The organism is Variovorax atrisoli 110B (assembly GCF_000382045.1).
In the GTDB taxonomy this organism is placed as follows: domain Bacteria; phylum Pseudomonadota; class Gammaproteobacteria; order Burkholderiales; family Burkholderiaceae_C; genus Variovorax; species Variovorax atrisoli.
This window is the reverse complement of sequence record NZ_KB907456.1, coordinates 124,065-143,598: the sequence shown is the minus strand read 5'-3', so window position 1 is coordinate 143,598 and position 19,534 is coordinate 124,065. Positions and strand designations below refer to the sequence as shown.

Sequence of the window (19,534 nt, the reverse complement as noted above, 5' to 3'; positions counted from 1 at the left end):
CTTAGTTGCCGGTCGCCGGAACCGGCGTCACGGGCGTCAGCGGGCCCTTGCCGCCGAAGTACGCGATCAGGTTGTCCGCCGCGAGGTCGGCCATGGCGCGGCGCGTGGGCACGGTGGCGCTGGCGATGTGCGGCGTGAGCACCACGTTGGGCACGGTCAGCAGGTCGGGATGCACCTTGGGCTCGCCCTCGAACACGTCGAGGCCGGCGGCGGCAATGCGCTTCTCGCGCAGCGCGACGGCCAGCGCCGCGTCGTCGACGATGCCGCCGCGCGCGATGTTGACGAGCGTGGCGGTCGGCTTCATCAGCGCGATCTCGGCCGCGCCGATGGTGTGGTGCGACGCCGGCGAGTAAGGCACCACCAGCACCACGTGGTCGGCGGTCTTCAGCAGCTCTTCCTTGCTCAGGTAGCTGGCCTTGCATTCGGCCTCGAGCGCAGCGTCGAGCCTGGAGCGGTTGTGATAGACCACCTTCATGCCGAAGCCGTGCGCGCCGCGCCTGGCGATGCCCTGCCCGATGCGGCCCATGCCGATGATGCCGAGCGTGGAACCGTGGATGTCGGAGCCCGCGAACATGTCGTAGCTCCACTTCTGCCACTTGCCTGCGCGCAGGAAGTGTTCGCTCTCGGCGATGCGGCGCGCCGTGGCCATCAGCAGCGCGAAGCCGAAGTCGGCCGTGGTCTCGGTCAGCACGTCGGGCGCGTTGGTGCCGAGCACGCCGTGCGCGGCCATCGCGTCGACGTCGAAGTTGTTGTAGCCCACCGCCATGTTGGCGCAGATCTTCAGGTCGGGGCAGGCGTCGAGCACCGCGGCGTCGATGCGCTCGCTGCCGGTGGTGAAGGCGCCCTGCTTGCCCTGCAGCTTCGCGATCAGCTGCTCCTTGCTCCAGCTCTCGTCGGCCTGGTTCGACTCGACCTCGAAATGCTGCGACAGGCGCTCGATGGTCTCGGGAAAGATCGCGCGCGCGACCAGGATCTTGGGCTTGCTCATGATTTGTTTGTCTCTCAGCGGAAGAAGAGGAAGGTGGACAGGACGAACAGCGGGACCAGGATGGCGCACGACCACGCCATGTAGCCGAAGAAGCTCGGCATGCGCACGCCGCGGCTCTCGGCGATGGCCTTGACCATTAGGTTCGGCGCGTTGCCGATGTAGGTGTTGGCGCCCATGAACACGGCGCCGGCGGAGATGGCGGCCAGCGTGCCGGCGTAGGTGGTCATGAGCGCCGCCGGGTCGCCGCCCGCCGTGTTGAAGAACACGAGGTAGGTCGGCGCGTTGTCCAGGAAGGAGCTCAGCACGCCCGTGGCCCAGAAGTACATCGCCGGATCGGGCTGGCCGTCGGCACGGGTCACGGCTGAGACGATGGCCCCGAACGGCCCCTGCGTGCCTGCCTTGAGCATCGCGATCACCGGGATGATGGTCAGGAAGATGCCCGCGAAGAGCTTGGCCACCTCGGCCATCGGTCCCCATTCGAACTGGTTGTCGGCATGCACCTTGGGCGAGGTCAGCTTGTACGAGACCACCGCGATCGCGATCAGCCCGACGTCGCGCACCAGCCCCGGCAGGCCGACCTCGGTGCCGAAGACGTCGAAGACCACCGGCGACTTCCAGAAGCCGCTGAGCAGCACCAGCGCGATCACGCCGCCCAGCAGCCAGAAGTTGGCGGCGCCGTCGACGCCGATCCGGGGCGTATCGGGCGTGGGGTCGAACGGAAGCACGCCTTCCTTGCGGTAGTAGTGGCGGTCGATGAAATAGAACAGCACCAGCAGCACGGCCAGGATGAACAGCGTGTCGGGCAGGATGTTCTGCAGCGTCCAGAAGAAGCTGACGCCCTTCAGGAAGCCCAAGAACAGCGGCGGATCGCCCAGCGGCGTGAGCGAGCCGCCCGCGTTCGACACGATGAAGATGAAGAACACGATCACGTGCACCTTGTGCACGCGGTTGTCGTTGGCGCGTATGAGCGGCCGGATCAGCAGCATCGAAGCGCCCGTGGTGCCCATGAAGCTCGCGAGCACCGCGCCGATGGCAAGAATGGCCGTGTTCAGCCCCGGGGCGCCGTGCAGGTTGCCGCGGATGTGGATGCCGCCCGCCACGGTGAAGAGCGCGGTCAGCAGGATGATGAACGGGATGTACTCGGCCACCAGCGCATGCACGAGCTGCACGCCCGCGAAGCCCAGGCCGAAGTTCGCCGCGAAGGGCAGCAGGAAGGCCAGCGCCCAGGCGGCCGACACCTTGCCGTAGTGATGGTGCCAGAAGGCCGGCGCGAGCAGCGGCAGCAGCGCGATCGACAGCAGGATGCCCGCGAAAGGTACGCCCCACAGCGGCGAGAGGCTGCCGCCGTCGAATTCGGCGGCCGAGGCCAGTGCGGGGAAAAGGAGCAGGAAGGGCAGCGCGGCCGCCTTGAATGGGGTCTTCTTTTGCATGGGGCGGTACCGTACCAGAGAGGTCAGTACAGCCTTCAGGCCGGGGGTTGTTCGATCTCGAACACCTGGCGCAGGTAGGCCAGGTATTTCTCGTCCTCGCACATGTTCTTGGACGGCGTGTCCGACAGCTTGGCCACCGGCTGGCCGTTGCACTCGATCATCTTGATGACGATCTGCAGCGGCTCGTAGCCCAGGTCGTTGGTGAGGTTGGTGCCGATGCCGAAGGCCAGCTGGCAGCGGCCGCGGAACTGCTGGTAGAGCTCGATGGTGCGCGGCACCGTGAGGCCGTCGCTGAAGATCAGCGTCTTGGTGCGCGGGTCGACCCGGTTGGCGATGTAGTGCGCCAGCATGCGCTCGCCCCAGACGAAGGGGTCGCCGCTGTCGTGGCGGGCGCCGTCGAACAGCTTGCAGAAGTACAGGTCGAAGTCGCGCAGGAAGGCGCTCATGCCGTACACGTCGGACAGCGCGATGCCCAGGTCGCCGCGGTACTCGCGGGCCCAGCTCTCGAAGCCGAAGATCTGGCTGTCGCGCAGCCGCGGGCCCAGCGCTTGGCAGGCCTGCAGGTATTCGTGCGCCATGGTGCCCAGCGGGATCATGCCGAGCTTCATGGCGTAGAGCACGTTGCTGGTGCCCGCCAACTGCGGCAGCCGCGCGCCCGGAGGCGCCTGCACCGGCGGCGAGGTGACGGCGCCCAGCCGTGCGGCCGCCGTGCGCAGCACCTCTTCGTGCCAGTCCTTGGAGAAGCGCCGACGCGTGCCGTAGTCGGCGATCTTCAGGTCGCCGAGGCCGGCTTCCTGCAGCTGACCCAGCTTGGTCTCGAGGCGGCGGCGGCCTTCCTCGAAGTCGGGCTTCTTCTGCGTGTTGCGGAAATAGACCTCGTTGACGATGGCCAGCACCGGGATCTCGAACAGGATGGTGTGCAGCCACGGCCCCTTGATGCGGATCTCGAGCTCGCCCGAGGGCTGGGGAATGATGTTGATGTACTTCTCGTTGAGCCTGAAGAGCCCGAGGAAGTCGACGAAGTCGCTCTTGATGAAGCGCATGGAGCGCAGGTAGGCCAGCTCGGCATCGCGGAACTGCAGCGAGCACAGCCCGCGCACCTCCTCGCGGATCTGCCCGGCGAACTGCGCCAGGTCGACGCCGGGGTTGCGGCACTTGAAGCGGTACTCGACCCGTGCCCCCGGAAAGTGATGCAGGACCACCTGCATCATCGTGAACTTGTAGAGGTCGGTGTCGAGCAGGCTGTGGATGATCATGGTGCTGTGCGCGTTGTCCCAAACTTTCGGCGGCCGTTCGATTATCACGGGACGCGTCGGCGTCTGCCTACGGGGTCCGAACAGCACGTCCTACCGTCAGGGCGAATCGTTGAAGCCACATTGCTTTCACGGCGGCGGACACAGCCCGCCGGATCAACAGTCCCAAAGGAGATTCGCATGAACAAGGACACCATCGAAGGCAACTGGAAGCAGCTCAAGGGCAAGGTCAAGGAGCAGTGGGGCAAGCTCACCGACGACGACTTCGACGTCATCGCCGGCAAGCGCGACCAGCTGCTCGGCCGCATCCAGGAACGCCACGGCATCAGCCGCGACGAGGCCGAGAAACAGGTCAAGGACTGGGAGTCGCGCGACGGCCGTACGCCCGACTCGCTCTGGTTCGAGCGCTATTGAGCGCCCCCCTCCCCTGCTTGCAGCCGAATTCAAATCACCTCGAAGGAGAACTCCCATGAAAAAACACCTTCTCATGCTGGCCCTCGCATCCACCTGCTTCGTGGCCACCCAGGCCAGTGCAATGACCAAGGACGAGTACAAGGTCGCCAAGGAAAAGATCGAAGCCGACTACAAGGTCGCCAAGACCCAGTGCGACACCATGAAGGACAACGCCAAGGATGTCTGCATGAAGGAAGCCAAGGGCAAGGAAAACGTTGCCAAGGCCGAACTCGAGCAGCAGTACAAGCCCAGCGACAGCAACTCCCGCAAGGTCGCCGAGGAAAAGGTGAAGGCCAACTATGAAGTCGCCAAGGAAAAGTGCGACGACCAGAAGGGCGAAGCCAAGACCGCTTGCGAGAAGCAGGCCAAGGCTGACGAAGCTCAAGGCAAGGCCGACATCAAGGCCATGAAGAAGAGCATGTAAGCCCCTTCCAGGCTTGTCAGCAAAGACGGCGCCCTCGGGCGCCGTCTTTCTTTTTTCTCAGGGGGATTCGGCTCGAAGGGCGTCAGGCCTTGAGCGAGTCGACCACCCGCTGCAAGGCTTCGGACAGCGGCACCGGGCGCTGCGTGGCGCGGTCCACATAGACGTGCACGAAATGGCCCTGCGCCGCGGCGGTGTCGGAGCCTTCGGCGAACAGGGCGATCTCGTAGCGCACGCTCGAGCGGCCCGCCTGGGCGACCCGCACACCTGCTTCCACCGTCTGGGGGAAGGCGACAGGCGCGAAGTAGTTGCACTGGGTCTCCACCACGAAGCCGATGGTCTGGCCACCGTGGATGTCGAGGGCGCCCCGCTCGATCAGCAGGGCATTCACCGCCGTGTCGAACCAGCTGTAGTAGACGACGTTGTTGACGTGGCCGTACATGTCGTTGTCGGCCCAGCGCGTCGGGATGCTGCGGAATGCGCGGTAGCCGCTGCGCGCATGGGGGGTGGGTTTGGTGGTCGGGGCGCTCATCGCGCGGCATTCTGCCAGCGGCCTGCACGGGAAGGCGGAACCTTCGCGACCTCCCGCGAGAGCACCGGGAACACCGCCGAGGCCCGATTTAGACGCCCCCTTCTAAATTGCTGCATGGCAGCAAAAACCACTTGATCGCGGGAACCAGCTGCCTATACTTGAGGCCATGCTGCACCGCAACATTGACGGCGAGACAGCGCAAAGTGAACCGACCACTCAATCATCCCTTCTGGAGATCCCAAATGGCCCTGACCGCTGACCAAATCCTCGCCGCTCAAAAAGCAAACCTCGAAACCCTCTTCGGCCTGACCACCAAGGCTTTCGAAGGCGTCGAGAAGCTCGTCGAACTGAACGTGACCGCTTCGAAGGCAGCCCTGGCCGAAGCCCAGAACACCGCCCAGGCCGCCCTGAGCGTGAAGGACGCGCAAGAACTGCTGACGCTGCAAGCCAGCCTGTTCCAGCCCCTGGCCGAGAAGACCGCCGCCTACAGCCGTCACCTGTATGACATCGCCCAAGGCACCGGCGCGGAGTTCACCAAGGCCTTCGAAGCCAAGGCGACCGAAGCCCAGCAAGCCTTCGTCGGCCTGGTCGACAGCGCTTCCAAGAACGCTCCCGCCGGTTCGGAAACCGCCGTTGCCGTCCTGAAGAGCGCCGTGGCCGCCGCCAACAACGCTTTCGAATCGGTCCAGAAGGCCGTCAAGCAAGCCTCGGACGTCGCCGAAGCCAACTTCAACGCCGTGTCGAGCCAGGCCGTCGCCGCCGCCAAGACCGCCACCGCTTCGCGCAAGCGCTGAGCAATCAAGCGACCGACCACCACCAGTTGTCTCCTTGGGTCCTCACGGATCCAATTCAGGGCCTCATCCTCGGATGAGGCCTTTTTTTATGCCTGTTGCGGCCCGGCGGGGGCCGGTTCCGCGGTGTTCCTGGCCTTGCTTGGCGTCTTCGATAATGAAAGGCTCATCTCAGGAGACTTTTATGCAGATCGACGGCAAGGTTTTTATCGTGACCGGTGGCGCCTCGGGCCTCGGCGAGGGTACGGCGCGCATGCTGGCCGCCAACGGCGGCAAGGTGGTGATCGCCGACATGCAGGCTGAAAAGGGCGAAGCCGTCGCCAAGGAGATCGGCGGCGTGTTCGTCAAGTGCGACGTGAGCCAGGAAGCCGACGGCCAGGCCGCCGTGGCAGCCGCCCTCAAGCTCGGCAAGCTGGTCGGCCTGGTCAACTGCGCCGGCATCGCCCCGGCCGAGAAGACCGTGGGCAAGAATGGCCCGCACGCGCTGGCCACCTTCAGCAAGACCGTCACGGTCAACCTGATCGGCAGCTTCAACATGATCCGGCTCGCCTCCGACGCCATGGGCAGGAACGAGCCCGAATCCACCGGCGAGCGCGGCGTGCTGATCTCGACCGCTTCCGTGGCTGCCTACGACGGCCAGATCGGCCAGGCCGCCTACAGCGCCTCCAAGGGCGGCGTGGTCGGCATGACCCTGCCGATCGCACGCGACCTCGCGCGCAGCGGCATCCGCAACATGACCATCGCCCCCGGCATCTTCGGCACGCCCATGCTCTTCGGCATGCCGCAGGAAGTGCAGGACGCGCTGGCCGCCAGCGTGCCCTTCCCTTCGCGCCTGGGCACGCCCGAGGACTACGCCAAGCTCGCCAAGCACATCATCGAGAACGACATGCTCAACGGCGAGGTGATCCGCCTGGACGGAGCGATTCGACTGGCTCCCCGCTGAGCCTTCCGGATTCCGGCACCCTGGTGGTGCCGGTGCGGTCCAGGCGCTCGTACTGCGCGATCACCTGGGCCCCCAGCAGCACCAGCGTGGCGGCGATCTCCAGGCTCAGCAGCACCACGATGGCGGTGGTGAGCGAGCCGTAGACCACGTTCACCTGCGAGAGCGTCGAGAAGTACCAGATCAGCACCCGCCGCGTGGCCTCCCACAGCAGCGCGGCCGTCACGCCGCCCAGCAGCGCGTGCCGCAGCGACATGCGCCCGGCCGGCATCACGAGGTAGAGCGAGGTCAGCATGAAGATCTCGCCGCCCAGGCCCAGCAGATAAAGCAGCAGCCCCGAGACGCCCGACAGCGACCAGCTGCGCCCCAGCAGGTCGACGCTTTCCTGGCCCACCAGCTGCAGCGCGCCCGACACCAGCGTGACCAGCAGCAGCCCCACGCAGAGGCAGACGATGTAGATGTAGGGCATGGCCACCGACACCAGGAAGTGCCGCTTGTGGTCGGCCTTTCGGTGGTGAAAGATCACCGCCATCGCGCTTTCGAGGACGCTGAAGGCCAGCGAGCTGAAGAAGATCATCGTCACCAGCAGCACCGGCCCCAGCACGTCGCGGTGGTCGAGAAAGCTCGACAGCTCCGCCACGATCGCCTTCGACTGGCCCGGCAGCAGCCATTCGAGATACCGCCCGATGGTGCGCAGCAGCTCGGCCTGCTCGATGACGTGCGACAGCGCGATCACGCTCACGATCAGCAGCGGCACGATGGAAAGCAGCGCGTAGTACGCCACCGCGCCGGCGAGCAGCAGGCCCTGGTTGGCGCGGAATTCCTTGAGGGCTTCCCAGGCGAATCGCAAGGGGTGGCGCAGCAGCGGCGCGGCGTGTTGCAGGGGATTGGGCGTCGTCATGCGTGGATTCCGGTCGCCATTCAGTATGCCGTCCGGCCGTGCGGCTTCGGCCGCTTGCGTATGATTTGCCGCTCTTCGCCTACATGACCATCCCCGCTTCTTTCATCCAGGAACTCATCGCGCGAGCCGATGTGGTGGAGATCGTCGGCCGCTACGTGCAGCTCAAGAAGGCCGGCGCCAACTTCATGGGGCTGTGCCCCTTCCACGGCGAGAAATCGCCCTCCTTCTCCGTCAGTCCGACCAAGCAGTTCTATCACTGCTTCGGCTGCGGGGCCCATGGCAACGCGATCGGCTTCCTGATGGAGCATGCGGGCATGGGCTTCGTGGAGGCGGTCCACGACCTGGCCGGCCAGTACGGCCTGCAGGTGCCCGAGGACGACGTCTCACCCGCCGAGCGCGCCCGCGCCGCCAGCCAGCGCCAGAAGCAGGCCACCCTGACCGACGTGCTCGAGAAGGCCGGCGAGGCCTACCGCAAGCATCTGCGCAAGGCCCCCGGCGCCATCGAGTACCTGAAGGGCCGGGGCGTCTCCGGCGAGATCGCCAAGCAGTTCGGCATCGGCTATGCGCCGGCGGGCTGGCGCACGCTGGCCAGCGTGTTCCCCGACTATGACGATCCGCTGCTCGCCGAGGCCGGCCTCGTGATCGTCAACAACGAGGAAGGCAAGCTCAGCGAGGAGGAAACCAAGCGCTACGACCGCTTCCGCGACCGCGTGATGTTCCCGATCCGCAACGTGAAGGGCGAATGCATCGGCTTCGGCGGCCGGGTGCTGGGCGACGAGAAGCCCAAGTACCTCAACTCGCCCGAGACGCCGGTGTTCAGCAAGGGCCGCGAGCTCTACGGCCTCTACGAAGCCCGCGCGGCCTTCCGTGACAAGGGCTACGCGCTGGTCACCGAGGGCTACATGGACGTGGTGGCGCTGGCGCAGCTCGGCTTTCCGAACGCAGTGGCCACCCTGGGCACGGCCTGCACGGCCGACCACGTGCAGAAGCTCTTCCGCTTCACAGAGTCGGTGGTCTTCAGCTTCGACGGCGACGCTGCCGGGCGCCGTGCCGCGCGCAAGGCGCTCGACGGCGCCCTGCCCTATGCCACCGACGTGCGCAGCATCAAGTTCCTGTTCCTGCCGGCGGAGCACGACCCCGACAGCTTCATCCGCGAGCACGGCGCCGAGGCCTTCGCCCGCTTCGTCAACGAGGCCACGCCGCTGTCGCGCTTCATGATCGAGGCCGCCCGCGAAGGCTGCGACCTGACCACCGCCGAGGGACGCGCCCACATGACGAGCAATGTGCGCCCGCTCTGGAGCGCCATGCCCGACGGAGCACTCAAGCGGCAGCTGCTGGGCGAGATCGCGACGCTGGTTCAGCTCGACGCATCCGCGCTTTCGGAGCTTTGGGCATCCACGCCCGGTCCGCGCAAGGCGGGCGGCGCTCCGGCGCAGCAGCGGCGCCACGACGAGCCCCCGGGCTACGGCGACGCGGGCGGAGACGACTACTACCCCGACATGCCCCCGCCTCAGGACTACGAGCCTGCGCGCTATGAAAGCGATAGCAAGCCCAGATTTCAGCAGCGCAAGTTCACGGGCAAGGGCGGCAAGCGCTGGGGCGGCAGGTTCGAGGAGCCGATCGAGCCCCTGCGCGGCCGTGGCGCACCGCCGAGCCGTCCCGACGTGGCGGTGCGGCTGCTGCTGTCGAACATGACCCAGTGGGAGGCGCTGTCGCACGAGCTCCACGTGATGCTGTGCGACCTGCCGGGCCAGCACGGCGCCCTCTTCACCTGGCTCGACAGCCAGTTGCACGAACACGGCGTGCAGCCCTGGGCAGCGCTGCGCGAAGGCCTGCGCGGGCTCGAATTCGAGCCGCTGGCCGAGCGGCTGATGTCCGTTGCCGAAGCCGCGCCCGTTCCCGAGGGCGAGGAAGCGCAGCACCAGGCCGACGCAGCACGCGAATTGGCCAGCGTGCTCGACTTCATGCTCGAGGAACTCTTGAAAAAGCAGGAAAGCGAGGCAATTGCTGCTTTCGGGAAGGATCCGGATGCGCCGGAGCGCTTCAGGGCCATCCAGGCGCGGCGGCTCGAATTGCGTGCCAGATTGCGCTCGTCGGGTTCAGAAACTGCTTGAAATTTGCGCAACACGCTATAATGTAGGGCTTCGCAACTGGCGAAATTAGGCAAGAGCGACAGCAGCACCTCCGGGCCGGCCCCCAGCGCAATGCACTCCAACGGTAGATTCCGGCGGAAAGGGCCAATAACCGCAAGGACTGCACACCAAATGTTCGCCCGACATCTTGCCTGTTGAGGAATCACTTCCTCTTTCCCATTTGTTTCCAGTCCGTGCCTGTGCACGGGCTCGGTGGCGCCGTCCGTGCGACGGTGCATCTGTGATTCCGCTTGTCTTTTCTTGTCGTAACGAGGTCGTATGCCCAGTTCAAAGAAGCCTGCTCCTTCACTCGCAAAAAGCGTCGCCACCAAGCCCGCAGCAGAAAAACCGTTGAAAGCCGGCGCGAAACCGGCAACCAAGACGGCCGCCGCCGCATCCAAATCGGCCGCCGCTACGAAAGTGAAAACCGTGCCCACGAAATCGACCTCCCTCGACGATCCCAAGAAGGCAGCCGCTCCGGCCGCCAAGAAGGTCGGCCGCCCGCCCAAGGCCGCCGGCGCCGCCTCGTCCACCACCGGTGCCAAGCGCGGCCGCAAGCCCAAGGCCGACAAGGAAGCCCCCGAGAGCGACGTCGACCTGTCGGACATCGAGGACGACCTGGCGGGTGACGAGCCCGCGGTTGCGGCGACCGAAGAGAAGGTCAAGCCGCTTCGCATGAAGATCAGCAAGGCGAAGGAACGCGCCTTGATGAAGGAATTCGGCCTCGACGAGACCGTGCTCTCCGAGGAAGACCTGGCCAAGCGCCGCTCGCGCCTGAAGACCCTGATCACGCTGGGCAAGACCCGCGGCTACCTCACGCACGGCGAAATCTCCGACCACCTGCCCGACAAGCTGGTCGACGCCGAGACCATGGAAGTCGTGGTCACCATGCTCAACGACATGGGCGTGGCCGTGTACGAGCAGACGCCCGACGCCGAGACGCTGCTGCTGAACAACACCGCGCCCACCGCCACCACGGTGGAAGAAGCCGAGGAAGAAGCCGAAGCCGCGCTCTCCACGGTGGACAGCGAATTCGGCCGCACCACCGACCCGGTGCGCATGTACATGCGCGAAATGGGCACGGTCGAGCTGCTTACGCGCGAAGGCGAAATCGAGATCGCCAAGCGCATCGAAGGCGGCCTGATGGCCATGATGGAGGCCATCTCGGCCTCTCCCGCCACCATCGCCGAGATCCTGCGCCTGGCCGGCGAGATCCGTGAAGGCAAGGTTGTCATCTCGACCATCGTCGACGGTTTCTCCAACCCCAACGAGGCCGACGACTACGTGGCCGAGGAAGACTTCGACGAGTTCGACGAGGAAGACGACGACGACGGCAAGGGCGGCTCCAAGGCCCTGACCAAGAAGCTGGAAGAGCTCAAGAACGAGGCCCTCTCGCGCTTCGACCGCATCGCCGAGCTGTTCGAGAAGGTCCACAAGATCTACGACAAGGAAGGCTACGGCACCCCCGCCTACGCCAAGGCCCAGCAGGCCCTGTCGGACGAGCTGATGACCATCCGCTTCACCGCCCGCACCATCGAGAAGCTGTGCGACCTGGTGCGCACGCAGGTGGACGACGTGCGCAAGAAGGAACGCGAACTGCGCCGCATCATCGTGGACAAGTGCGGCTTCCCGCAGGACGAGTTCATCCGCGACTTCAGCGGCTACGACAAGAACGGCAACCGCGTCGCCTCCAACCTGCTGAACCTGAAGTGGGTCGAGAAGCAGGCCGCAGCCGGCAAGCCCTGGAGCGCCGTGCTCGCGCGCAACATCCCGCCGGTCCAGGAACTGCAGCAGAAGCTCGCCGACATCCAGTCGCGCGTGGTGGTGCCGCTGGCCGAGCTGAAGGACATCAACAAGCGCATGAACGAGGGCGAATCGTCCTCGCGCGATGCCAAGAAGGAAATGATCGAGGCCAACCTGCGCCTCGTGATCTCCATCGCCAAGAAGTACACGAACCGCGGCCTGCAGTTCCTCGACCTGATCCAGGAAGGCAACATCGGCCTGATGAAGGCGGTCGACAAGTTCGAATACCGTCGCGGCTACAAATTCTCGACGTATGCAACGTGGTGGATCCGCCAGGCCATCACCCGCTCGATCGCCGACCAGGCGCGCACCATCCGCATCCCGGTGCACATGATCGAGACGATCAACAAGATGAACCGCATCTCGCGCCAGCATCTGCAGGAGTTCGGCTTCGAGCCCGACGCCGGCATCCTGGCCGCGAAGATGGAGATTCCGGAAGACAAGATCCGCAAGATCATGAAGATCGCGAAGGAGCCGATCTCGATGGAAACCCCCATCGGCGACGACGACGATTCGCACCTGGGCGACTTCATCGAGGACAGCAGCAACACGGCCCCGATCGAGGCCGCGATGCAGGCCGGCCTGCGCGACGTGGTCAAGGACATCCTCGACTCGCTCACGCCGCGCGAAGCCAAGGTGCTGCGCATGCGCTTCGGCATCGAGATGAGCACGGACCACACGCTGGAAGAAGTCGGCAAGCAGTTCGACGTGACCCGCGAGCGCATCCGCCAGATCGAGGCGAAGGCCCTGCGCAAGCTCAAGCATCCGTCGCGTTCGGACAAGCTGCGCAGCTTTATTGATACGCTCTGATCCGGTCTCCCGGTATTTCCCCGACGAGGAGGCGCCCGCAAGGGCGCTTTCTTTTTTGGTACTCGCAATACCTGCGGTACATGCAATAAGAACAATGGAGCAACCCTGACCATGAATCCCGACGCAGACAAACTCTGGCAGGCCCCGCGCTGGGCGCTTGCCGTGCTGCTGGCCGTGCTGGGCATGCTCGGGCCCTTCTCCATCGACACCTACATACCGGCCTTCTCGGGCATCGCGCGCTCCATCGGCGCGACGCCGGCCGAGATGCAGCAGACGCTCTCGGCCTACCTCTTCGGCTTCGCGTTCATGAACCTGTTCCACGGTGCGCTGTCCGACAGCTTCGGCCGCCGCCCCGTGGTGCTTTGGGGCCTGGCGGTGTTCACGCTGGCCTCGCTGGGCTGCGCGCTCTCGCAGAACATCACGCAGCTGGTGCTGTTCCGCGGGCTGCAGGGCCTGTCGACCGGCGCGGGCATCGTGGTCTCGCGCGCGGTGATCCGCGACATGTTCCCGCCGGCCGAGGCGCAGCGGGTGATGAGCCAGGTCACGATCTACTTCGGCGTCGCGCCGGCCATCGCGCCCATCGTGGGCGGCTTCCTCTTCGTGCATGCGGGCTGGCACGCGGTGTTCTGGTTCCTGGTGGCGGTGGGCGTGGTGCTGTTCGCGGCCAACTACAAGCTGCTGCCCGAGACGCTGCACAAGGACCATCGCCAGCCCTTCCAGGTGCGGCACCTGATGCGCGGCTACTGGAGCCTGTGCTCCGACCCGCGCTTTCTGCTGCTGGCCTTCGCCAGCGGCGTGCCCTTCAACGGCATGTTCCTCTACGTGCTGGCCGCGCCGGCCTTCCTGGGCGACCACCTCGCGCTGCAGCCGCAGCAGTTCTTCTGGTTCTTCCTGCTGACCATCGGGGGCATCATGCTTGGCGCGCGCGCCAGCGGGCGCATGGCCGGCAAGGTGGCGCCCAAGCGGCAGATCCGCGACGGCTTCGTCATCATGCTGGCCACCTCGGTGGTCAACGTGGTGGCCAACACCTTCTTCCAGGCGCACGTGGCCTGGGCGCTGTGGCCGCTGGCGGTGTTCGCCTTCGGATGGGCGCTGATGGTGCCGGTGGTCACGCTGCTGGTGCTCGACCTGCACCCCGAGCGCCGCGGCATGGCCTCGTCGCTGCAGGCGGTGATCGGCTCCACCGCCAACGGCATCGTGGCCGGCGCGGTGGCGCCGCTGGTGATGCATTCCACGCTCGCGCTGGCGCTGACCTCCATGGGCATGCTGGGCATCGGCCTCGTCGCCTGGGTGTGGCTGCACGGGCGCTGGCCCGACATCGGGCGGAAGGTGGCGCACGAGGGCTGAGGGCGAGCATGCGCCTCGAGGCCCTCCTCACCCACGCGCGGGCCTGGCTGCCGGGCCGCACCACCGTCGATGCGCGCGAGCGGCTGCGCGCCGTCGTGGGCGCGGGCATCGGCCTGCTGCTCGCCGCACTGCTGTCGCACTGGCTGGCCGGCCCCCTGCATGCATCGGTCTGGCTGATCGCGCCGCTGGGCGCGAGCGCGGTGCTGGTGTTCGCGGTGCCGGCAAGTCCGCTGGCGCAGCCCTGGCCGGTGATCGGCGGCAACACGCTGTCGGCGGTGGTGGGCATCGCAGCGGCCAACTGGATTCCGAGCCCCGAGCTCGCCGCCGCCGTCGCCGTGGCGGGCGCCATCGGCCTGATGTTCAGCGCGCGCTGCCTGCACCCGCCCGGCGGCGCCGCAGCGCTGCTTGCGGTGCTGACGCACACCACGCATTTCTCGTCGGCGCTCTTCCCCTTCTTCACCAACTCGCTGCTGCTGGTGCTGGCGGGCGTGGTCTACAACACGCTGACCGGGCGGCGCTATCCGCACGTGCAGGTGGCGGCGCGCCCGCCGGGCCCGGATGCGCGCTTCAGCCAGGCCGACATCGACGCCGTGCTCGGACGCTACAACCAGGTGCTCGACATCAGCCGCGACGATCTCGAATCGCTGATCCGCGAGACCGAGCTGGAGTCGTACAAGCGCCGCCTGGGGACGCTGAGCTGCGCCGACATCATGTCGAAGCAGCCCGTCTCGGTGGAGTTCGGCACGCCGCTGCAGGAAGCCTGGGCGCTGATGCACGAGCGCCGCATCAAGGCCCTGCCCGTAACCGACCGCACGCGCCGCGTGGTGGGCATCGTCACGCAGGCCGACTTCTTCCGCCAGCTCGACCTGCAGCACCACGAAGGCATCGCGGCCAGGCTGCGCGACCTGATCCGCGCGACGCGCACCGTGATGTCGAGCAAGCCCGAGGTGGTGGGCCAGATCATGACGCGCCAGGTGCGCGTGGCCAGCGCCGACCGGCCGGTGGTCGACCTGGTGCCGCTCTTCTCCGAGGGTGGGCACCACCACATTCCCATCATCGACGACGAGAAGCGGCTGGCCGGGATGATCACCCAGTCGGATTTCGTGCGCGCCCTCTACCGCGCCGTGCGGCCGGAAAACTGAAGCGAAAGGAGCACGCAAATGGCGTGGATCGTGTTGTTCATCGCAGGCCTGCTGGAGACGGGCTGGGCCATCGGCCTCAAGTACACCGAGGGCTTCACCAGGTTCTGGCCGTCGGTGGGCACCGCGATCTCGATGGTGCTCAGCGTGGTGCTGCTGGGCTGGGCGATGCGCTCGCTGCCGGTGGGCACGGCCTATGCGGTGTGGACCGGCATCGGCGCGGTGGGCACCGTGGTGCTGGGCATCGTGCTGTTCGGCGAGCCGGCCAATGCGGCGCGGCTCGCGTGCGTCGCGCTGATCGTGGCCGGCATCGTCGGGCTCAAGTTCACGAGCGCTGCCTGAGCCCTACTCGAGCGTCACGTTCGCCTTCTTCACCAGCGCCGCATAGCGCGCGGCCTCGCTGCGGAAGTAGCTCGCAGCCTGCTCCGATGTCGTCGGCCTGACGACGTTGCCCTGCTTGTCCATCGCCTCGCGCACCTCGGCGCTGTTGAACGCGGCGACCACCGCGTCGTGCACGCGCAGCACATCCGCCGGCTGCATCTTCGCCGGGCCGATCACCGCGAACCAGCCTTCCACCGCGTAGTTGGGCAGGCCCTGCTCGGCGATGGTGGGAATGTCGGGCGCGGCCGGCGAGCGCTGGGCGCCGCACAGGCCGATGGCGCGCAGCGCGCCGCTCCTGATGTGCTGCTGCACCGCCGGCAGCGCCACCACGCCCAGCTCGACCTGCCCTCCGATCATGTCGGTCATCATCGGCCCGGTGCCCTTGTACGGGATGTGCCGCGCCTTCACGCCGGCCTCGTCCATGAACATCTCGCCTGCGAGGTGGATGATGGTGCCGTTGCCCGAAGAGGCGTAGTTGTAGGCGCCCGGCTTCGCGCGAAGCAGCGCGACCAGCTCGGGCACGTTCTTCGCCGGCAGTTTCGGGTTGGCCAGCAGCACCAGCGGCGTCGCACCCACCACGCTGATCGGCGTGATGTCGTTGATCGCGTCGAAGGGCATCTTCCTGAACACCGCCGGGTTGATGACGTGGTTGTTCGACACCATGCCCAGCGTGAGCCCGTCCGGCGCCGCCTTGACGATGGCCGCCGCGCCGGTGATGCCGCCCGCGCCCGGCAGGTTGTCGATCACCACCGGCTGGCCGAAGGCCTTGCCCAGTGCGGGCGCTGCGGCGCGCGCGATGGTGTCCACGCCCGAGCCGGCGCTGATCGGCAGGATCAGGCGGATGGGCTTGTCCGAGCCCTGCGCGAGCGCTGGGCATGCGGCCATCGCAGCGGCGCTGGCGCCGAGGCCGAGCAGCGCGCGGCGGTTCATCTTCAGGGAGGTCTTCAGGGAAGGCGTGTCGTTCGTCGTCATGGTCTTGTCTCTCTTCTTTATGGTTGGGGAGGCGCCTTGTTCAGGCCACCGCCGATTCGGCTCGCATCGCATCGACCTGCTCGGGTGCATAGCCCAGTTCCGCCAGCAGCTCGCGGGTGTGTTCGCCCAGCGTCGGCGGATGCAGCCGCACACCCAGCCGCTCGCCGTCCAGCGTGATCGGAAAGAGCGTGGTCTGCGCGATCTCTCCGGCGCGTTCGCCGTCGGGCAGGCGGATGTCGGCGAGGCCGCCCGTGGCCTGGAGATGCGGATCGGCGTAGAGGTCCTCGGGCCGCGTGATCGGCGCGAACGGCAGGCCCTTCGCCTCGAAGATCGCCGACAGCTCCGCCGCCGGGCGTTGCGCGAGGCGCTGGCGCAGGTCGGCCAGCAGCGTGGGGCGCATGCGCACGCGGTCGTTGTTGGTGGCCAGCGCCGGGTCGGCCTTCAGGTCGTCGAAGCCGAGTGCGTCGCAGAAGGTCTTCCACTGCGCGTCGCTCACCGCGGCCAGGAAGATCTGCTCGCCGTCCTTCACTGTGAACACGTCGTACAGCGCCCAGGCCGAGATGCGCTCGGGCATCGGCGCGGCCGCCTGGCCGGTGATGGCGTACTGCAGCATGTGCTGGCCGACGAGGAACACGTTGTTCTCGAACAGCGCGGACTTCACCTCCTGCCCCTTGCCGGTCTGCATGCGCTGCATCAGCGCGGCGATCGCGCCGATGGCGCCGAACATGCCGCCCATGATGTCGTTCACGCTGGTGCCCGCGCGCAGCGGATCGCCGGGGCGCCCGGTCATGTAGGCGAGGCCGCCCATCATCTGCACCACCTCGTCGAGCGCGGTGCGGTGCTCGTAGGGGCCGGGCAGGAAGCCCGCGTGATCCACGTACACGAGGCGGGGGTTGAGCTTGCCCAGCGCGGCGTAGCCAAGCCCGTACTTGTCCATGGTGCCGGGCTTGAAGTTCTGCGCCACCACGTCGGCGCTCACGCACAGCCGCAGCGCTGCTTCCAGCCCCTGGGGATTGCGCAAGTCGAGCGCGATGCTCTTCTTGTTGCGGTTGAACATCGGGAAGAAGCCCGCGCCCGCGCCCAGCAGGTGCCGCGTGCGGTCGCCGTCGATGGGCTCGACCTTGATCACTTCCGCGCCCAGGTCGGCCAGCACCATGCCGCAGGTCGGCCCCATGACCATGTGCGTGAACTCGACCACACGGATGCCGGCGAGCGGCAGGCGCCTGGCTTGCGTATCGCTCGTGCTCATGCCGCGACGCCTTCCGTGGCCGTGAAAGTCTTCGGAAAACCCGCCCGCCAGACGGTGCCCTGCAGCGTCTCGCCTTCGAGCCAGCCGGCCACGCGCCCGCGCAGGTCGAGCAGCTTCGGCAGGTCGACGCCGGTGGCGACGCTCATGCTCTCGAGCATGAAGACCAGGTCTTCCGTGTCGACGTTGCCGCTGGCGCCGGGCGCGTGCGGGCAGCCGCCGATACCGGCGAGGCAGGCGTCGAAGCGGGTGATGCCGACTTCGAGCGCGGCGTAGACGTTCGCGAGCCCCATGCCGCGCGTGTCGTGGAAGTGGCCGCACCACAGCCGGTCGCCCGCGATGCGCAGGGCGCGCTCGAACAGGCTGCGCACCATCGCCGGATCGGCGTAGCCCACGGTGTCGGCGAGGCTCACGCGGTCGGCGCCGGCATCGAGCAGCGCCTGCATCAGCCGCAGCACCTCCTCGGGATCGACGTGGCCCTGCAGCGTGCAGCCGAAGGCCGTGCCCACGCCGCCGTCGATCAGCGTCTTCGAGCCCGCGGCATCGCGTGCCGCACGGATGCGGCCGACCTCGGCCACCACCTCGTCGGGCGTCTTGCGCAGGTTGGCCAGGCTGTGCGCGTGGCTGGCCGACAGCGGCACCACCATCAGGTCGGCCCCGCCATCGATGGCGCGCTCTGCGCCCTTGAGATTGGGCACCAGCACCGAGGCGAAGAGGCCGGGCAGCGTCTTGGCATAGGCCAGAAGCTCGGCGGTGTCGGCCAGCTGCGGCAGCAGCCGCGCCGGCACGAAGGAGCCGACCTCGATCTCGCGCTGGCCGGCGGCGTGGGCGCCGCGGATCCATTCGAGCTTGTGGTCGGTGGAGAGCACGCGCGCAATGCTCTGGAGGCCGTCGCGCAGGCCCACTTCGCGGACGACCGCGCGCGGCGGAAGGAAGGCGTGAATCAAGTCTTGTCTCCGTGGTGATGCTGGCTATGGCATCGATGGTAGGAGTTCCGATTCGACTCAGAAGGTATATTTTGGAAGCCATCCGATTCCAGAACGGAACATCATGCGAGACCTCGACCTCACCACGCTTCGCCTCTTCGTCGCCGTCTGCGAGACGCGCAGCATCGCGCGCGCCGGCGAGCAGGCCAGCATCGTCGGCTCGGCCATCAGCAAGCGGCTGGCCCAGCTGGAGGAAACCGTGGGCACGCCGCTTCTGCTGCGCAAGCGCCGGGGCGTGGTGCCCACCCCGGCCGGAGAGACGCTGCTGGAGCACGCCCGCGCGATGCTCGGCAGCGTGAACCGCATCGAGCGCGACATGGCCGCCTATGCCGGCGGCGTGCGCGGGCATGTGCGAATCCTGGCCTCGGCCTCGGTCATGGCCGAGTCGCTGGCGGAGGACGTGGCCGACTTCCTGCAGGACCCGGCGCACCGCAACATCCGCGTCGACATGGAAGAGCGCGTGAGCCCCGAGATCGTGCGCGGCATCCGCGAGGGCAGCGCCTCCATCGGCCTGTGCTGGGACGCGGCCGACCTCGAAGGCCTGGAGCGGCGCGACTACCGCTGCGACCACCTCGCCGTGGTGGCCCATCCCTCGCATCCGGTGGCGCAGCGCGAGAGCGTGCGCTTCGAGCAGGTGCTGAGCCACGAATTCGTCGGCATGCCGGCGCTGAGCGCCGTGCAGCTGATGCTCGCGCGGGAGGCGGCGGTGGCCGGCAAGCCGCTGGTGTACCGGGTGCTGGTGTCCAACTTCGACGCCGCCTTGCGGGTGGTGCGCGCAGGGCTGGCGATCAGCGTGGTGCCGGCGGAGGTGGCGCGGCCTTTCGCAGAAGCCTTCGGGCTGCGGCTGATGCCGCTGACGGACGCCTGGGCGCGGCGGCGCTTCGCGATCTGCTTCCGGGGCGACACGGAGCTGTCGCACTCGGCGCAGCTGCTGGTGGCACATCTGGAGCGGCGGGCCACGGACTGATTCGATCGAATCCAGAAACTATCCGTTGTCGGTCCTCGGGTT

Annotated in this window: 18 protein-coding genes; 10 read left to right on the top strand and 8 right to left on the bottom strand. The window is 67.1% G+C overall.

All coding sequences use genetic code 11. The annotated features are described in order from the left end of the window. Position 1: 1 nt before the first annotated feature. The 3 genes from G369_RS0120310 to pncB are packed head-to-tail and all read right to left on the bottom strand — an operon-like array spanning position 2 to position 3,674. Positions 2 to 988 carry a 2-hydroxyacid dehydrogenase gene (locus tag G369_RS0120310; protein ID WP_019655868.1) on the bottom strand — a complete coding sequence of 329 codons (987 nt, stop codon included), beginning with the start codon at positions 986 to 988 and terminating at the stop codon, positions 2 to 4. A gap of 14 nt (positions 989 to 1,002) precedes the next feature. Then, complete coding sequence (locus tag G369_RS0120305) at positions 1,003 to 2,418, bottom strand: sodium:proton antiporter (RefSeq protein ID WP_019655867.1); 1,416 nt, start codon at positions 2,416 to 2,418, stop codon at positions 1,003 to 1,005. A 35-nt stretch (positions 2,419 to 2,453) separates the two neighbouring features. Then, positions 2,454 to 3,674 carry a nicotinate phosphoribosyltransferase gene (gene pncB / locus G369_RS0120300; RefSeq protein WP_019655866.1) on the bottom strand — a complete coding sequence of 407 codons (1,221 nt, stop codon included), beginning with the start codon at positions 3,672 to 3,674 and terminating at the stop codon, positions 2,454 to 2,456. Positions 3,675 to 3,851: 177 nt separating this feature from the next. On the opposite strand from pncB, the gene G369_RS0120295 reads away from it, so the two are divergent. Together G369_RS0120295 and G369_RS0120290 are read left to right on the top strand one after the other, a co-directional pair. Further along, positions 3,852 to 4,085, top strand: coding sequence for a CsbD family protein (locus tag G369_RS0120295; protein ID WP_019655865.1), 234 nt, complete (start codon positions 3,852 to 3,854; stop codon positions 4,083 to 4,085). A gap of 55 nt (positions 4,086 to 4,140) precedes the next feature. Further along, complete coding sequence (locus tag G369_RS0120290) at positions 4,141 to 4,548, top strand: hypothetical protein (protein ID WP_019655864.1); 408 nt, start codon at positions 4,141 to 4,143, stop codon at positions 4,546 to 4,548. A gap of 82 nt (positions 4,549 to 4,630) precedes the next feature. On the opposite strand, the gene G369_RS0120285 is transcribed toward G369_RS0120290, so the two are convergent. Beyond that, positions 4,631 to 5,077 (bottom strand): acyl-CoA thioesterase, encoded by a 447-nt coding sequence (locus G369_RS0120285; protein WP_019655863.1) that lies wholly within the window; start codon positions 5,075 to 5,077, stop codon positions 4,631 to 4,633. Positions 5,078 to 5,319: 242 nt separating this feature from the next. Between G369_RS0120285 and G369_RS0120280 the strand changes: the two genes are divergently transcribed. Beyond that, positions 5,320 to 5,871, top strand: a complete 552-nt coding sequence (locus G369_RS0120280; protein ID WP_019655862.1) for a phasin family protein — start codon at positions 5,320 to 5,322, stop codon at positions 5,869 to 5,871. 181 nt (positions 5,872 to 6,052) lie between these two features. Continuing rightward, entirely contained in the window at positions 6,053 to 6,811 is a 759-nt protein-coding gene (locus G369_RS0120275; protein WP_019655861.1) for a 3-hydroxyacyl-CoA dehydrogenase, read from the top strand. On the opposite strand, the gene G369_RS0120270 is transcribed toward G369_RS0120275, so the two are convergent. Beyond that, complete coding sequence (locus tag G369_RS0120270; protein WP_019655860.1) at positions 6,759 to 7,709, bottom strand: YihY/virulence factor BrkB family protein; 951 nt, start codon at positions 7,707 to 7,709, stop codon at positions 6,759 to 6,761. The genes G369_RS0120275 and G369_RS0120270 overlap by 53 nt on opposite strands. An 83-nt stretch (positions 7,710 to 7,792) precedes the next feature. On the opposite strand from G369_RS0120270, the gene dnaG reads away from it, so the two are divergent. The 5 genes from dnaG to sugE all read left to right on the top strand — a co-directional run bounded on the left by dnaG (position 7,793) and on the right by sugE (position 15,282). Continuing rightward, positions 7,793 to 9,823, top strand: a complete 2,031-nt coding sequence (gene dnaG / locus G369_RS0120265; RefSeq protein ID WP_038115418.1) for a DNA primase — start codon at positions 7,793 to 7,795, stop codon at positions 9,821 to 9,823. Positions 9,824 to 10,120: 297 nt separating this feature from the next. Beyond that, positions 10,121 to 12,454: an RNA polymerase sigma factor RpoD gene (gene rpoD / locus G369_RS0120260; protein ID WP_019655858.1), complete on the top strand. Its 2,334-nt coding sequence runs from the start codon at positions 10,121 to 10,123 to the stop codon at positions 12,452 to 12,454. A gap of 111 nt (positions 12,455 to 12,565) precedes the next feature. After that, a complete protein-coding gene (locus G369_RS0120255) occupies positions 12,566 to 13,801 on the top strand; it encodes a multidrug effflux MFS transporter (RefSeq protein ID WP_019655857.1) in 1,236 nt (411 codons plus the stop codon). Between the two features lie 8 nt (positions 13,802 to 13,809). Further along, positions 13,810 to 14,943, top strand: a complete 1,134-nt coding sequence (locus G369_RS0120250) for an HPP family protein (protein ID WP_019655856.1) — start codon at positions 13,810 to 13,812, stop codon at positions 14,941 to 14,943. Positions 14,944 to 14,961: 18 nt separating this feature from the next. Continuing rightward, positions 14,962 to 15,282, top strand: a complete 321-nt coding sequence (gene sugE, locus G369_RS0120245; protein ID WP_019655855.1) for a quaternary ammonium compound efflux SMR transporter SugE — start codon at positions 14,962 to 14,964, stop codon at positions 15,280 to 15,282. A gap of 3 nt (positions 15,283 to 15,285) precedes the next feature. Here the strand turns inward: sugE and G369_RS0120240 are convergent, their stop codons facing one another. The 3 genes from G369_RS0120240 to G369_RS0120230 are packed head-to-tail and all read right to left on the bottom strand — an operon-like array spanning position 15,286 to position 18,486. Beyond that, the gene (locus G369_RS0120240; protein WP_019655854.1) at positions 15,286 to 16,293 is read right to left on the bottom strand and encodes a tripartite tricarboxylate transporter substrate binding protein; all 1,008 of its coding nucleotides are present in this window, start codon (positions 16,291 to 16,293) and stop codon (positions 15,286 to 15,288) included. 40 nt (positions 16,294 to 16,333) lie between these two features. After that, complete coding sequence (locus G369_RS0120235; RefSeq protein WP_019655853.1) at positions 16,334 to 17,542, bottom strand: CaiB/BaiF CoA transferase family protein; 1,209 nt, start codon at positions 17,540 to 17,542, stop codon at positions 16,334 to 16,336. Further along, entirely contained in the window at positions 17,539 to 18,486 is a 948-nt protein-coding gene (locus G369_RS0120230) for a hydroxymethylglutaryl-CoA lyase (protein WP_019655852.1), read from the bottom strand. Before G369_RS0120230 ends, G369_RS0120235 begins: the two co-directional genes overlap by 4 nt. A gap of 103 nt (positions 18,487 to 18,589) precedes the next feature. Here G369_RS0120230 and G369_RS0120225 point away from each other — a divergent pair, with 103 nt between their 5' ends. After that, entirely contained in the window at positions 18,590 to 19,492 is a 903-nt protein-coding gene (locus tag G369_RS0120225; RefSeq protein WP_019655851.1) for a LysR family transcriptional regulator, read from the top strand. The last annotated feature ends 42 nt before the right edge of the window (positions 19,493 to 19,534 follow it).

Coding starts and splice junctions, on each gene's coding strand:
- G369_RS0120225 (WP_019655851.1), top strand. CDS start 18,590: ATGCGAGACCTCGACCTCACCACGCTTCGCCTCTTCGTCGCCGTCTGC.
- G369_RS0120285 (WP_019655863.1), bottom strand. CDS start 5,077: ATGAGCGCCCCGACCACCAAACCCACCCCCCATGCGCGCAGCGGCTAC.
- rpoD (WP_019655858.1), top strand. CDS start 10,121: ATGCCCAGTTCAAAGAAGCCTGCTCCTTCACTCGCAAAAAGCGTCGCC.
- G369_RS0120305 (WP_019655867.1), bottom strand. CDS start 2,418: ATGCAAAAGAAGACCCCATTCAAGGCGGCCGCGCTGCCCTTCCTGCTC.
- G369_RS0120310 (WP_019655868.1), bottom strand. CDS start 988: ATGAGCAAGCCCAAGATCCTGGTCGCGCGCGCGATCTTTCCCGAGACC.
- G369_RS0120290 (WP_019655864.1), top strand. CDS start 4,141: ATGAAAAAACACCTTCTCATGCTGGCCCTCGCATCCACCTGCTTCGTG.
- G369_RS0120235 (WP_019655853.1), bottom strand. CDS start 17,542: ATGAGCACGAGCGATACGCAAGCCAGGCGCCTGCCGCTCGCCGGCATC.
- G369_RS0120255 (WP_019655857.1), top strand. CDS start 12,566: ATGAATCCCGACGCAGACAAACTCTGGCAGGCCCCGCGCTGGGCGCTT.
- pncB (WP_019655866.1), bottom strand. CDS start 3,674: ATGATCATCCACAGCCTGCTCGACACCGACCTCTACAAGTTCACGATG.
- G369_RS0120295 (WP_019655865.1), top strand. CDS start 3,852: ATGAACAAGGACACCATCGAAGGCAACTGGAAGCAGCTCAAGGGCAAG.
- G369_RS0120270 (WP_019655860.1), bottom strand. CDS start 7,709: ATGACGACGCCCAATCCCCTGCAACACGCCGCGCCGCTGCTGCGCCAC.
- dnaG (WP_038115418.1), top strand. CDS start 7,793: ATGACCATCCCCGCTTCTTTCATCCAGGAACTCATCGCGCGAGCCGAT.
- G369_RS0120280 (WP_019655862.1), top strand. CDS start 5,320: ATGGCCCTGACCGCTGACCAAATCCTCGCCGCTCAAAAAGCAAACCTC.
- G369_RS0120275 (WP_019655861.1), top strand. CDS start 6,053: ATGCAGATCGACGGCAAGGTTTTTATCGTGACCGGTGGCGCCTCGGGC.
- sugE (WP_019655855.1), top strand. CDS start 14,962: ATGGCGTGGATCGTGTTGTTCATCGCAGGCCTGCTGGAGACGGGCTGG.
- G369_RS0120240 (WP_019655854.1), bottom strand. CDS start 16,293: ATGACGACGAACGACACGCCTTCCCTGAAGACCTCCCTGAAGATGAAC.
- G369_RS0120250 (WP_019655856.1), top strand. CDS start 13,810: ATGCGCCTCGAGGCCCTCCTCACCCACGCGCGGGCCTGGCTGCCGGGC.